This is a genomic window from Serratia sp. J2, assembly GCF_046269175.1.
GTDB classification, from domain to species: domain Bacteria; phylum Pseudomonadota; class Gammaproteobacteria; order Enterobacterales; family Enterobacteriaceae; genus Chania; species Chania fonticola_C.
This window is the reverse complement of sequence record NZ_JBKABN010000023.1, coordinates 86,384-99,725: the sequence shown is the minus strand read 5'-3', so window position 1 is coordinate 99,725 and position 13,342 is coordinate 86,384. Positions and strand designations below refer to the sequence as shown.

Genomic DNA, 13,342 nt, shown 5'->3' with positions numbered 1-13,342 from the left:
GCTGGTTCAGAATGACAAGGGTTAATATGCACTTTTCTTCCGACCGCTCACTATTCATGCATAACGCTGCTTAAACCCGCTTTTTAATCGCTGCAGGCAGCTCTTGCAGGCTGTTTAGCACCCAATCCGCCGCTTTCTCACCTTCTTCAGTTACTGGCTTGCCGGTGCGTACCAACACTTTAGTGCCGACACCTGCCGCTGCTGCCGCCTGCATATCCTCGATTTTGTCGCCAACCATATAAGAAGCGGCCAAATCGATATTCAGTTCTTTCTGCGCCTGTAGCAACATGCCCGGCTGCGGTTTGCGGCAATCACAAACCTGGCGATACTCTTCTATTACTGCTTCAGGATGATGTGGGCAGAAATAGATGCCGTCCAGATCGACATCGCGGTCGGCCATCGACCAGTCCATCCATTCTGTCAGACGCATAAACTGGTCTTCGCTGAATTTGCCGCGGGCAATGCCAGACTGGTTGGTGACCAGCACCAGCGCGAAGCCCATGTTTTTCAGTTCACGACAGGCGTCAATCACGCCATCGATAAACTGGAAATCATCTATTTCATGGACGTAGCCATGATCGATATTAATCGTGCCATCACGATCTAAGAAAATTGCTGGAACGCGTTGTGTCACCGGTATGCTCCTGAAAGCCTGAAAACCGCCCCAGTATCGCATGTTTTCGCCGAGACTGAGAATGATGAAGAATAGCGTTAACGTTGACTTGGACGTCTAGACGCCTTAACATCTGATCCAGACCTTGGCGCTGACCAAGGTCTCTCTTTATTAGGCCACGGCAACCAAGCTAAAAATAAGAAGAATATGATTAAACTTTCCAACATCACCAAAGTGTTCCAGCAGGGGTCGCGTTCCATTAGCGCACTCACCGACGTGACTCTTCACGTTCCTGCCGGACAGATTTATGGCGTCATCGGTGCCTCCGGCGCCGGTAAGAGTACGCTGATCCGCTGCGCCAACATGCTTGAGCGCCCGACGTCAGGTACCGTTCTGGTTGATGGCCAGGATCTGACCTCTCTGTCTGAAGGTGAGCTGACGCGCGCACGCCGCCAGATCGGCATGATCTTCCAACACTTTAACCTGCTCTCTTCACGTACGGTCTTCGGTAACGTTGCCCTGCCGTTGGAGCTGGACAACACCCCACGCGCGGAAATCAAAAAACGCGTGGTCGAACTGCTGGAGCTGGTTGGTCTGTCAGACAAGCACGATGCCTACCCCGCCAATCTGTCAGGCGGCCAAAAGCAGCGTGTGGCCATCGCCCGTGCTCTGGCCAGCAATCCTAAGGTGTTGCTGTGCGACGAAGCGACCAGTGCACTGGATCCAGCCACCACCCGCTCCATTCTCGAACTGCTGAAAGACATCAACCGCCGTCTGGGGCTGACCATACTGCTAATCACCCATGAAATGGACGTAGTGAAACGTATCTGCGATCAGGTTGCGGTGATCAGCCAGGGCCAGTTGATTGAGAAAGACAGCGTGAGCGAAGTGTTTTCACACCCCAAGACGCCGCTGGCACAGCAGTTTATCCAGGCTACGCTGCATCTGGATATCCCGGACGACTACGCCGCGCGCCTGGTGCCTGAGCGTACCGGTGGCCGTCAGCCGCTGTTACGCCTGGAGTTTACCGGCCGCTCGGTTGATGCACCGTTACTGTCAGAAGCGGCCCGTCGCTTCAACGTGAACAACAATATTATCAGCGCACAGATGGATTACGCTGGCGGCGTGAAGTTCGGCGTGATGCTGGCTGAACTGCACGGCTCCGATGAAGATGCACAGGCAACGATTAAGTTCCTACAAGAAAATCAGGTAAAAGTAGAGGTTCTGGGTTATGTCTGAGGCAATGATGTGGTTAATGGCACGTGGCGTGTGGGAAACCGTTACGATGACCTTTGTCTCCGGCTTCTTTGGCTTTGTGCTTGGCTTGCCGGTTGGCGTACTGTTATATGTGACCCGCCCCGGGCAAATCATTGCCAACAATACCGTTTATAAGGTGTTGTCCGGGTTGGTGAACATTTTCCGTTCCATCCCGTTCATTATCCTGCTGGTCTGGATGATCCCGTTCACTCGCATGATCGTTGGCACCTCTATCGGTTTGCAGGCGGCTATCGTTCCACTGACCGTAGGCGCGGCTCCCTTTATCGCCCGTATGGTAGAAAACGCCCTGTTGGAGATTCCGTCAGGTCTGGTTGAAGCCGCTCGTGCCATGGGTGCGACTCCTATGCAAATCATCACCAAAGTGCTGTTGCCTGAAGCGCTGCCAGGTTTGGTGAATGCCGCTACCATCACGCTGATCACCCTGGTGGGCTATTCTGCAATGGGCGGTGCCGTCGGTGCCGGTGGCTTAGGTCAAATTGGTTATCAGTATGGTTATATTGGTTATAACGCTACCGTGATGAATACGGTATTAATATTACTGGTGGTGCTGGTGTATCTGATCCAGTTTGGTGGCGACCGTATCGTGAAGGCCGTTACCCACAAATAGCTTTACCCACGCGCTGACATCTACTCGATAGCTTTGCTGCACCCGGCAGGATAAAGAGTAAAGCGTATTTCATATGCGAGTCTAATTGAGGAAGGGATATGTCGTTAAAATTTAAATCCATCGCAACAATCGGCGCACTGATCGGTACTCTGGCTCTGGCCGGTTGTGGCCAGGATGAAAAAGATCCAAACCATATCAAAGTGGGTGTTATTGTTGGTGCTGAACAGCAAGTGGCTGAAGTGGCACAAAAAGTGGCAAAAGATAAGTATGGCCTGGACGTTGAGCTGGTCACCTTCAACGACTACGTGTTGCCAAACGAAGCCCTGAGCAAAGGCGATATCGATGTCAACGCCTTCCAGCACAAGCCTTACCTGGATCAGCAGATCAAGGATCGTGGTTATAAGCTGGTTACGGTAGGTAACACCTTTGTGTACCCGATCGCCGGTTACTCCAAAAAGATCAAATCCATTGATGAGCTGCAAGAAGGTTCACAGGTAGCACTGCCTAACGATCCAACCAACCTGGGCCGTTCACTGTTGCTGCTGCAAAAACAGGGTCTGATCAAGCTGAAAGACGGTGTTGGCCTGCTGCCAACCGTACTGGACGTGACCGAGAACCCGAAAAACCTGAAGCTGGTTGAGCTGGAAGCACCACAGCTGCCACGTTCACTGGACGATCAGCAAATCGCACTGGCCATCATCAACACCACTTATGCCAGCCAGATTGGTTTGACGCCGGCCAAAGACGGTCTGTTTGTTGAAGATAAAGACTCACCTTACGTCAACATCATGGTTGCCCGTGAAGATAACAAAGACGCGGAAAACGTGAAGAAATTCGTTCAGGCTTACCAGTCTGACGAAGTTAACGAAGCGGCCAACAAGATCTTTAACGGTGGCGCAGTAAAAGGCTGGTAATCGTTCCTTAGCCATTTTATTCCGATAATTGCAAGACGGGCTACGGCCCGTCTTGTTATTTGCGCCAGAGATTGCTTCAATAGCGCCACTTTGATTATAAAATGGCAGGGACTCTCAATGCGTGTTTTACCTCTCTGTTTGTTAGCGCTCGCGCTGACTGGATGCTCAACGCAGCACACGGCTCCATCCACAACAAACAGCACAACAACTACGGCCGCTCCCGCTCCGGTAAAAGCCACCCCAGCAGCCCGCCCGGCCCCGGTAAAACTGTACAAGAGTGCAGAAGAACTGGTTGGCAAGCCTTTCCGCGATTTAGGTGAGGTTTCTGGCGAATCCTGTCAGACCACGGTTCAGGACTCTCCGCCAAATCTGAATACCGCACGTAAGCGTATGCAGACCCGGGCTTCCTACATGAAGGCCAATGCGGTGCTACTGCATGACTGCCAGATTGTCAGCGGCGTCGCCGGTTGTTACCAGCAGGCCATCTGCCAAGGCTCTGCGCTTAACGTCTCTGCCAAATGACCGAATTTGTTTTTGAGCAGATCGGCACCATCCGTTCTCCGTATAAAGAGAAATTCGCGGTTCCCCGTCAACCAGGGCTAGTGGAAGACGGCGGCGGTGAACTGCTGTTGCTGCCGCCTTACAATCAGCCCGAAGCGGTACGTGGCCTCAGTGAGTTCAGCCATCTGTGGGTGATGTTTGTGTTTCATCAAACCATGGAAGGAGGCTGGCGTCCTACCGTGCGGCCTCCTCGTCTGGGCGGCAATGCGCGTATGGGTGTGTTCGCCACCCGTTCGACCTTTCGCCCTAACCCGTTGGGTATGTCCCTGATCGAGCTGAAAGGCATTCGGACTCAAGGGGGCGAGGTGGTACTGGAGCTGGGCAGCCTGGATTTGGTTGACGGTACGCCGGTGGTCGATATCAAACCCTATTTGCCGTTTGCCGAAAGCCATCCGCAAGCGCGAGCCGGGTTTGCTCAGGCGGCTCCTGCTGGCGATATGCCGGTGTATTTCTCGCCCGAAGCGGAACAACAGCTGCAGCAACATGTGCGGCGCTATCCCAACCTGCGCCGTTTTATCACTCAGGTTCTGGCGCAAGATCCTCGCCCCGCCTATCGAAAAGAAGAAGCCAGCGGGCGCGAATATGCGGTATGGTTATTGGAGTTCAACGTGCGCTGGCGGATCGTTGATAGTCAAAGCGAAGTGTTGTCGCTCGACGCCCGTTAAAATTCCGCCCGCTCTCTTTTGACAACCGGCTTGCGCTGGTAAACTAAGCCACTTTTGAAAATTTTGGCGGCCAACCCTGGCAGCCCGATGCAATTTGCAGTTCTAACGGAACCAAAACACCATGCGTACAAGCCAATATCTGCTCTCCACACTGAAGGAGACACCTGCCGACGCCGAAGTGATCAGCCACCAGCTGATGCTACGCGCCGGGATGATCCGCAAGCTGGCCTCCGGTCTTTATACCTGGTTGCCGACCGGCCTGCGCGTTCTGAAGAAGGTTGAAAACATCGTTCGCGAAGAAATGAACAATGCTAACGCGATCGAAGTTTCCATGCCGGTTGTTCAGCCCGCCGACCTCTGGCTGGAAAGCGGCCGCTGGGAGCAATATGGCCCGGAATTGCTGCGCTTTGTCGATCGCGGCGAGCGTCCCTTTGTGCTTGGTCCAACCCATGAAGAAGTGATCACCGATCTGATCCGCAACGAAATCAGCTCCTACAAGCAGCTGCCGCTGAATTTCTTCCAGATCCAGACCAAATTCCGTGACGAGGTTCGTCCACGTTTTGGCGTAATGCGCTCGCGTGAATTCCTGATGAAGGACGCCTATTCCTTCCATACCACCCAGGAATCCTTGCAGGTCACCTACGACGCGATGTACGAGGCCTACAGCAAGATCTTCAACCGCATGGGTCTGGATTTCCGTCCGGTGCTGGCCGATACCGGTTCTATCGGTGGCAGCGCTTCGCATGAATTCCAGGTGCTGGCAGACAGCGGTGAAGACGATATCGTGTTCTCAACCGGTTCCGACTATGCTGCCAACATCGAGCTGGCCGAAGCGGTTGCCCCTGCACAGCCACGTGCTGCGGCAACGGAAGAACTGCGCATCGTCGATACGCCGAACGCCAAAACCATCGCCGAGCTGGTAGAGCAATTCCAACTGCCAGTAGAGAAAACGGTGAAAACCTTGATGGTGCACGCCCGTGAAGAGAGTGGCCACAAGCTGGTTGCCCTGCTGGTGCGCGGCGATCACGAGCTGAATGAAATCAAGGCCGAGAAACTGCCACAGGTCGCGGTTCCACTGACTTTCGCCACGGAAGAAGAAATCCGTGCAATCGTCGGCGCAGGCCCAGGATCCCTTGGCCCAGTCAATTTGCCGATCCCAGTGGTTGTCGATCGCAGCGTAGCCGCTATGAGCGACTTCGGCGCGGGTGCCAACATCGATGGTAAACACTACTTTGGCATCAACTGGGAGCGTGATCTGCCGCTGCCACAGAGCGCCGATATCCGTAACGTGGTGGAAGGCGATGCCAGCCCAGACGGGAAAGGTACGCTGCTGATCAAGCGCGGTATCGAAGTGGGCCACATCTTCCAGCTGGGTACCAAGTATTCAGAAGCGATGAAAGCCACCGTTCAGGGTGAAGATGGTCGTAATCAGGTGCTGACCATGGGTTGCTACGGCATCGGCGTGACGCGCGTGGTGGCTGCCGCCATCGAACAGAATCACGATGACCGTGGCATTATCTGGCCGGACGCAATTGCCCCGTTCCAGGTAGCGATTCTGCCAATGAACATGCACAAGTCATTCCGCGTGCAGGCACTGGCTGAAGAATTGTACGATACCCTGCGTTCACATGGCATCGACGTGATCCTGGACGATCGTAAAGAGCGCCCAGGCGTGATGTTTGCCGATATGGAACTGATCGGCGTACCTCACTCCATCGTGATCGGCGATCGTAACCTCGACAGCGAAGAAATTGAGTATAAAAATCGCCGTGTTGGCGAGAAGCAGATGATCAAAACCGGCGAAATCGTTGATTTCCTGCTGGGCCAGATCCAACGCTAATCGCTAGACAAAGCCCCCCAGATGGGGGGCTTTATTGATGGATGTTGTTGTTAAAGGATTAACTTATGCCATTACGCAGCCCCCCGGCTACCCGCCTATTTGCTTTGCTTTCAGTTTTTTTGACCGGTTGTACCATGGACGTAGGCCTATCCGACCGTGAAAAACATTCCATCAATCCCGTCAACGTTCAGTTCCAATCGTTAAGCTCCGCCCCTGGAAAAACTCTGCGAGAAATCAATCAGGCCGATCTGCAAGAGGGAGACCTGCTGTTCTCCTCAACTATTGGTTTGAAATCACTCGGGATCCGTATCTTGAGTACTTCGTCAGTCAGCCATGTGGCCGTGTATATTGGCGAAGGCCAGGTTGCCGAAGCGGTAGGGGAAGGCGTGCAGATTATCAGCCTGAAAGATGCGCTGACCCATAGCGACAAGATGTTTGCTTTGCGCATCCCCGATCTGACACCGGAGCAGGCTAGCCAAATCCGCCAATTCGCCAGCCAAAAAGCCGGCAGCCGGTATAACTATCTGGGCATTGCCGAGATGGTGCCCTTTATGATGACCAAGCAGCTGTGTTCGCTGAACCCCTTCTCTGCCGATTTCCGCCAGCAATGTGTCAAAGGCCTGGCCGCAGCCCAGCTCAAGGCGCCGACCGGTGCCGAGTCGTCGTATTTCTGTTCGGAGTTTGTGATTGCCGCGTTTGAAAACGCGGGGCATCCGTTGACATTGGCCGCCCCAGGCTGGGTCAGTCCGGGCGATTTACTGCATATGCGGGAAGGGGATATTGCCACGCTGGCACCTAGCAAAGCGCTGGTTTACGTTGGCCATATCAAGCCGGGGATCTATTTACGCTCGCGGGCGTTGGCAAAAAATCAGGCCCCTCACCCTAACCCTCTCCCACAGGGAGAGGGAACCGATCGAGTTCGCTGATTATTCTGCGTAATACCTTAACTTTTTGTTCCTACTCCCCACATTCCAAAGTCGCACGAACTAATCGAGAGGGAGAGGGAACCGATCCAGTTCGCTGATTATTCTGCGTAATACCTTAACTTTTTGTTCCTACTCCCTACATTCCGAAGCTGCACGAACTCATCAAGAGGGAGAGGGAACCGATCGAGTTCGCTGATTATTCTGCGTAATACCTTATCTTTTTGTTCCTACTCCCTACATTCCGAAGCCGCACGAACTCATCAAGAACTCCGGGCAGCTCCCTCTCCCTGTGGGAGAGGGCTGGGGTGAGGGGAATCAGTTACAGCTCTTGCTGCTGTCGAAAGTGATCTTGCCACCGGGTTCCGGGATCAGCGCTTTTTGCATCTGCCCTTCTTCCATGGAAGGCTGCACGCTGAAATGCCCGTTCAACATCAGGAATACCGGTTCGCCCGGCGCCCGCTGAGCCTTCAGATAGCCCTGCTCCAACGCGATATTATTCGCTACCGGGAAGGTTTTGCCAGTGGCACAATCCTTAAATACCGCCGCGTCGGCCATATAGGTATACAACCCGGTCAACGGCATCGGCGTTTTCGGCAAGGCTTTGGTCACCGGCGACAGCACATAATTAAGCTGAGAGACAATCGGTGCTCCACTGCGGTCCAGCATTCTCAATTGCTTGCCTTCCGGGTGGAAATAACGTTTTTCACCGTTGCTTTCGGTCAGCACCAGCTTATCTGCCGTACGCGCCCATGTGCCGTAACTGGCAAAGGTTTGATCGCCATCTTTAGCGCCACGATAGGTTTCCTGCAACACAAAGGTGCCGTCCTCATCGAGGAACAGCGATGTGTCCAGCCCGGAGCAGTCCGCACAAGGCAATAAGCCCTGATAGCTCTGCTGCATCGGCTGAAGCGCTTGTTCTTTTGGCTGGTATTGATTGTTACATCCCAGCAATGAAAGGGCTCCTGCCGCTAAAAACAGGGCGATAGTTATTTGCTTCAAGTTATTCTCCTGTTGTCATCCATTGATATCCACGGCGTAGGCTAAGGCTGAACCTTGCCGCGCAGTGCCTTGGTGGCACCTTTGCGCACCTTGCCTTCAAGACGGCGTAATTTGGCCCCTTTACTGGGTTTGGTTGCCCTACGCGTCTTTTCGACCACCATCGCCTGCTGGATCAGCGCCACCAGCCGGGCCAGTGCCGCTTCACGATTCATTTCCTGGCTGCGATATTCCTGCGCTTTGATAATCACCACCCCATCACCGGTCACTAAATGATGGTTAAGCGCCAACAGCCGTTCTTTATAGTACTCTGGCAGGCTGGATGCCCGGATGTCAAAGCGCAAATGGATCGCCGTTGAGGTTTTATTCACATGCTGACCACCCGCACCCTGCGCGCGGATCGCCGTTAATTCTATTTCGTTGTCCGGTATGGCTACGTTTCTTGACAGTTCCAGCACCGGTTATTCCTGCGCCTGCTGCCATTCGGCAAATTGAATTTCCAGACTATTCTGAAGGTCTGACAGCCAGATGGTCCCTTCCTGCAGCGTGGCCTGTAGCGTCATATTGCGGCTGGCTAACGCGGTCAAGCGGGACAGTTGTTCATCATCGAGAAAACGAATACTCAGGTTCTTGTGGTTGGCGACTTTGCTCTGCATAGACTGCCACCAGACATGCCCGGCACGATCACCATAGGCGTAAAGCACCACCCTAGGTGACTGATTGCAGGCCTTTTTGATGCGCTTCTCATCCGGCAGCCCCAGCTCTATCCACATTTCCAGCCCGTTATGGTCGTTGCGCCGCCAGATTTCCGGCTCGTCTTCCGCACTCAGTCCCTTGGTAAACACCAGGCGCTCATCGGCATGGCAGATCCAGGCCAGCAGGCGCAGCATCATGCGCTGTTCGGTTTCTGAAGGATGCTGGGCCAGGGTGAGTGTGGTATCACAGTAAAAGTGACGATCCATATCAGCGATATTGAGCGTGGCTTTATAAATTGTTGCTTTCAGCGCCATGGGTAACCTCATTATTAACAGGCCACATTGTACTTGATCAGGGCAGCCCGCAGCCAGCACGGGGAGCATCAGGAGTGGACTAATGCCCAAAAAGAGGAACTAATAACTCCCTAACACCTGTGCTATAGTCCTTTAGATAGGATTTAACCCCGAGTGTCTGTGCCTTATTGCAGCCTGCGTGGCAATAATGCAGAGATCCTAAAGGGAGGCCATTGTGCAACAATACTGTGAGTTAGTACGACGTTTTTACGCTCAGATCGGCAGTGGAGATCTAGGCTACGTGCCGGATGCACTAGCATGTGTGTTAAAGGCATTGGACGAGGTTGCCGCGAATAGCGAGCTGCCGTCCTCCGTTAGGGAACAGGCGGCATTTGCCGCCGCTAACTTATTGGTGAGCGACCATGTTGATGAATGATGAGTACCAATCCATCAATTGCGATGACTATGAAAGCCTGGAACTCGCCTGTCAGCATAACTACATTCTGAAGCTAGAGTTACGCGACGGAGAGAAGTTCGAAGGCATTGCCACCGAGTTGAAATTTACCAAGGGCGTTGAGTACCTGATTGTCGATCAGGCCGGAAGTGCTCTCAGCTTGCGTCTGGATCACATCCTCAGTTTCAGTCATCCGGAAATCGGTACCGTGGTTGTCAGCCTGTCAGACTGACTTTGCGGTAACGCCATCTCCACAGGGCAGCCCAAGGGCTGCCCTCGTCATTTAAGGCTTCAGGCTGGCGTAATAGGCCGCCAGGTCGGCAATATCCTCATCCGACAGACCTGAGACATAGGCCTTCATCACTTCCGCCTGCCCGCCAGAGCGCTCCCCTTTCTTGTAAGCCTGCAAAGAGTGCTCCAGATACATTTGATTTTGCCCGGCCAGATTCGGGTACATCGGAACCGAAACTTTGCCTTCCGCGCCGTGGCAGGCCATGCAGCTGGCCGATTTATCCTTGCCTGCCACCGCATCGCCCGCCGCCATCGCGGAAAAACTCAGTACGCTGGCCATCACTACCATTACGCTCACCAATTTCATTGCCCACTCCTCACAGCAGATTGTTATTATTTTTTTTCCAGCCAAGCCGCCAGGCCGGTTGCCCCGCAGACGCTTGCCCTTCCTCAGTAATAAATACGCCCACGGCAGCGATTAACTGCTCATCATAATAGAGCAACGGGATACGTTCACGCTGCCACGGTGGAATAGCCAACTCTTGCCACAGTTTTTTGATCGGACGTGAACCGGTACGGCCAACAATCCGCGCCCTGCCCTTGGCGGTAAAGCGCACACTGACCGACTCATGCTCTAAAGGGGCGCGTACCAGGCATTCACCTTCGCCCACGTACAGAGTACCCAGTCCGTCTGGTAATGCCAGTGGAGCCTCATTAGGCCAGGGCAATCGTGTGCCGCTCAGATCAGCCATCAGCGGTAGCAGGTACAGGCGCTGGCGAAAACGGCGGATCTGGTAGTTCCCGAGTTGCAGCTGCGGTTCGGCATCTTCCCGGCTTAATGCCACTTCCTGCCATAGCCGATGCAAGCTATCTCGCGCAGGCATGGTGACACCAAACAGCCCAATCCAGCGCCGTAGCAAAGCATAGCGCCTGGCAGCAGAGCAGGTAGCCAATTCGGCGATAGCGAGCGAGTTTTCGCCATCCAGCAGTTGGGTTAATTGCTCGGCCAGCAGCTCATCAAGCAGTTGCTCCTGCTCGGCACATAATTCAGCGCTGCGTGCGGTGGCGGCAGCAAAATGCGGCCAACGTTGATTCACTATCGGCAAAACGTTCAGACGTAAGAAGTTGCGATCGAAGCGGGGATCCTGATTGCTGTCATCCTCGATCCACTGCAGTTGATGCTGGTGTGCGTAGGCTTCCAACTGCTGGCGCGATATTCCCAACAGCGGGCGCAATAAGGGATTGTTACCCAAGCGGGTTTGTGCGGCCATGGCAGACAGTCCCGCAGGGCCGCTGCCCCGTTTTAAGGCCAGCAAGAAGGTTTCACATTGATCGTCAAGATGCTGCGCCGTCAGCAAAGTCTCGTCTGCGGTCAACGTTTCTGCGAAAACAGCGTAGCGGGCCGAACGGGCCGCGGCCTCGATCCCCCCAGGCCGCCCCTCTAGCTGAACATGTTTTACCACCAGCGGGACCTGCCAGCGTTCACATTGCTGCTGGCAATGTGCCACCCAATCATCGGCAAAACGGCTCAGGCCATGGTGCACATGCACCGCGCGCAGAGCGATGTCCGGTTGCTGCTGGCGCAACAGCACCAGCAGGTGCAGCAGTACGCTGGAATCCAGACCGCCGCTGAACGCCAGCAGCAGTTGGCGCTCAGCCCCTAGATGGTCGGCAATCTGTGTCAGGAGGTGGTGGGTCTTCATCAATTGAGCTTAGTGACATCTACATAACTGCACGTTAACCAGCCCACCGCCATCAATCAAGCATTAACCGCGCTATCATTGCGACGGGTCATTCCCCACCACAGCACCAGAGCCACCAACACCAAGGCCGCACTGCCTGCTGCTCCCCAGCCAATCTGGGTGAAAACCTTGCCGTAAGCTTCAATCATCGCATTACCCAACTGGCTTTCGGTGGTCTGGTTGGCAATCAGGCCCGCGAGGTAATTAGCCACCGAGCCCGTCGCCAGCATATAAATACCAGTCAGCACGCCAGTGACACCAGGAATATCCAACCGGGTGATTTGAGCCATCGCTACCGGATCGATAAACAGTTCGGCAAATCCCATCACCGCCAGCCCTGCCACCATCATCCCCATCGAGGCCTGGCCGTGCAGTTCCCCCCAGCGCGCATTTAATGCCATCAGCATAAAGCCCACAGCAATCAACAGCAGGCCAAAGGCAAACTTGCACCAGATGCGCACGGTCTGAGCGTTTCCCTGGCTGTTACGCATCAGGCAGGCCAGCAGCACGCCGCCGAGCATGACCGCAAAGGCGTTTACCGACTGGAACAGCGCTGTAGGCACCGACCAAGAGAACCATTGCCGGTCAACAAAGTGATCGATAAACAGGCTGATCGAACTGCCGCCCTGTTGGGCAAAGGCCCAAAACAGCGTTCCCAGCAGCATCAAGATGATGATTTGCCATAACGCTCGCCGTTGCTCACCGCTCACCCGCCAGAGGATACGCATGACGATCACCACCGCAGCGGCGCACACCACGCCAAGCAGATATCCGGCCCAGTTGTGAATGAACAACAGCGCGAAAAACAGCGGAGCACACAGCCCCCCTGCCACCAGCCAGAACCAATGCGGCAAGCGTAACGTGGTGGCCTGTATCAGCGGGATATTCACCCCGCGCGTATGCCGAAAGTGTTTGCTCCCCGACAGGAAGATCATCAGCCCGGCAAACATCCCTATTCCCGCCAGTGCAAAGCCGACGTGCCAACCATAGCGTTCAGCGGCTAACCCACAGGCGATCGGAGCCAGGATGGAGCCAACGTTCCCCGCGGCATACAGCAGAGAAAACCCGCCTTCCCGCCGTGGATCCTGCGCCTGGTACAGCTCTCCCAGCAGGCAGCTGATATTGGATTTAAACAGGCCATAGCCGCAGATGATGATGCCCAGCGCCAGGTAAAGGGAGTTGGCCGAGACCGCTCCCAGCCCCAATACGATATGGCCCAAGGTCATCAAGGCCGCCCCGGCAATCACCGAGACGCGGTTGCCCAACAGGCGATCGGCCAGCAGGCCGCCCAGAATGGGGGTGACATAAACCAAAGAGGCATAAGCGCTGAAAAGGGTGATGGCGTGGCTATCGGAATAGCCTAACTGGTGGGTCAGGTAGAGGATCAGTAACGCGCGCATGCCGTAAAAACTAAAATACTCCCAGATTTGTATCGCAACGACGTAGTAGATAGCGCGCGGCTGTGAGGGTGTTTTCATGGTGTACTCCCATCAGGATAACAAAGGGGAAAGCGTCTGTGCTTTCCC

At 54.5% G+C, this 13,342-nt stretch carries 16 protein-coding genes; 9 read left to right on the top strand and 7 right to left on the bottom strand.

Annotated features, from left to right (window positions below; genetic code table 11):
* Nucleotides 1–70: 70 nt before the first annotated feature.
* Nucleotides 71–634: a D-glycero-beta-D-manno-heptose 1,7-bisphosphate 7-phosphatase gene (gene gmhB / locus ACKWMY_RS21210; protein WP_024529528.1), complete on the bottom strand. Its 564-nt coding sequence runs from the start codon at nucleotides 632–634 to the stop codon at nucleotides 71–73.
* Between the two features lie 186 nt (nucleotides 635–820).
* On the opposite strand from gmhB, the gene metN reads away from it, so the two are divergent.
* The 7 genes from metN to ACKWMY_RS21175 all read left to right on the top strand — a co-directional run bounded on the left by metN (nucleotide 821) and on the right by ACKWMY_RS21175 (nucleotide 7,404).
* Entirely contained in the window at nucleotides 821–1,852 is a 1,032-nt protein-coding gene (gene metN / locus ACKWMY_RS21205; RefSeq protein ID WP_074031341.1) for a methionine ABC transporter ATP-binding protein MetN, read from the top strand.
* A complete protein-coding gene (locus ACKWMY_RS21200) occupies nucleotides 1,845–2,498 on the top strand; it encodes a methionine ABC transporter permease MetI (RefSeq protein WP_021179942.1) in 654 nt (217 codons plus the stop codon). Before metN ends, ACKWMY_RS21200 begins: the two co-directional genes overlap by 8 nt.
* Nucleotides 2,499–2,596: 98 nt before the next feature.
* The gene (locus ACKWMY_RS21195) at nucleotides 2,597–3,412 is read left to right on the top strand and encodes a MetQ/NlpA family lipoprotein (RefSeq protein WP_021179941.1); all 816 of its coding nucleotides are present in this window, start codon (nucleotides 2,597–2,599) and stop codon (nucleotides 3,410–3,412) included.
* Between the two features lie 117 nt (nucleotides 3,413–3,529).
* Entirely contained in the window at nucleotides 3,530–3,934 is a 405-nt protein-coding gene (rcsF, locus tag ACKWMY_RS21190; RefSeq protein ID WP_024485562.1) for an Rcs stress response system protein RcsF, read from the top strand.
* Nucleotides 3,931–4,638, top strand: coding sequence for a tRNA (N6-threonylcarbamoyladenosine(37)-N6)-methyltransferase TrmO (tsaA, locus tag ACKWMY_RS21185; protein WP_024529526.1), 708 nt, complete (start codon nucleotides 3,931–3,933; stop codon nucleotides 4,636–4,638). Before rcsF ends, tsaA begins: the two co-directional genes overlap by 4 nt.
* 121 nt (nucleotides 4,639–4,759) lie before the next feature.
* Nucleotides 4,760–6,478 carry a proline--tRNA ligase gene (gene proS / locus ACKWMY_RS21180; protein WP_024529525.1) on the top strand — a complete coding sequence of 573 codons (1,719 nt, stop codon included), beginning with the start codon at nucleotides 4,760–4,762 and terminating at the stop codon, nucleotides 6,476–6,478.
* Between the two features lie 65 nt (nucleotides 6,479–6,543).
* A complete protein-coding gene (locus ACKWMY_RS21175; protein ID WP_074031342.1) occupies nucleotides 6,544–7,404 on the top strand; it encodes a YaeF family permuted papain-like enzyme in 861 nt (286 codons plus the stop codon).
* Between the two features lie 315 nt (nucleotides 7,405–7,719).
* Here ACKWMY_RS21175 and nlpE read toward each other — a convergent pair whose 3' ends face one another.
* Genes nlpE through ACKWMY_RS21160 form a run of 3 tightly spaced genes read right to left on the bottom strand, consistent with a single transcriptional unit; the run spans nucleotide 7,720 to nucleotide 9,410 of the window.
* A complete protein-coding gene (nlpE, locus tag ACKWMY_RS21170; protein ID WP_024529523.1) occupies nucleotides 7,720–8,403 on the bottom strand; it encodes an envelope stress response activation lipoprotein NlpE in 684 nt (227 codons plus the stop codon).
* A gap of 41 nt (nucleotides 8,404–8,444) precedes the next feature.
* Nucleotides 8,445–8,858, bottom strand: coding sequence for an alternative ribosome rescue aminoacyl-tRNA hydrolase ArfB (gene arfB / locus ACKWMY_RS21165; protein WP_024485567.1), 414 nt, complete (start codon nucleotides 8,856–8,858; stop codon nucleotides 8,445–8,447).
* A gap of 3 nt (nucleotides 8,859–8,861) precedes the next feature.
* Nucleotides 8,862–9,410, bottom strand: a complete 549-nt coding sequence (locus ACKWMY_RS21160; protein WP_065685544.1) for a YaeQ family protein — start codon at nucleotides 9,408–9,410, stop codon at nucleotides 8,862–8,864.
* Nucleotides 9,411–9,624: 214 nt separating this feature from the next.
* On the opposite strand from ACKWMY_RS21160, the gene ACKWMY_RS21155 reads away from it, so the two are divergent.
* Together ACKWMY_RS21155 and rof are read left to right on the top strand one after the other, a co-directional pair.
* Complete coding sequence (locus ACKWMY_RS21155) at nucleotides 9,625–9,825, top strand: YaeP family protein (protein WP_024529521.1); 201 nt, start codon at nucleotides 9,625–9,627, stop codon at nucleotides 9,823–9,825.
* Nucleotides 9,818–10,075 (top strand): Rho-binding antiterminator, encoded by a 258-nt coding sequence (gene rof, locus ACKWMY_RS21150; protein ID WP_223499701.1) that lies wholly within the window; start codon nucleotides 9,818–9,820, stop codon nucleotides 10,073–10,075. Before ACKWMY_RS21155 ends, rof begins: the two co-directional genes overlap by 8 nt.
* Before the next feature lie 51 nt (nucleotides 10,076–10,126).
* Here rof and ACKWMY_RS21145 read toward each other — a convergent pair whose 3' ends face one another.
* Genes ACKWMY_RS21145 through dtpD form a run of 3 tightly spaced genes read right to left on the bottom strand, consistent with a single transcriptional unit; the run spans nucleotide 10,127 to nucleotide 13,294 of the window.
* Nucleotides 10,127–10,441: a c-type cytochrome gene (locus tag ACKWMY_RS21145; RefSeq protein WP_074031344.1), complete on the bottom strand. Its 315-nt coding sequence runs from the start codon at nucleotides 10,439–10,441 to the stop codon at nucleotides 10,127–10,129.
* Between the two features lie 10 nt (nucleotides 10,442–10,451).
* Entirely contained in the window at nucleotides 10,452–11,777 is a 1,326-nt protein-coding gene (gene tilS, locus ACKWMY_RS21140; RefSeq protein ID WP_409486995.1) for a tRNA lysidine(34) synthetase TilS, read from the bottom strand.
* Nucleotides 11,778–11,833: 56 nt separating this feature from the next.
* The gene (gene dtpD, locus ACKWMY_RS21135; RefSeq protein ID WP_074031346.1) at nucleotides 11,834–13,294 is read right to left on the bottom strand and encodes a dipeptide permease DtpD; all 1,461 of its coding nucleotides are present in this window, start codon (nucleotides 13,292–13,294) and stop codon (nucleotides 11,834–11,836) included.
* Between the last annotated feature and the right edge of the window lie 48 nt (nucleotides 13,295–13,342).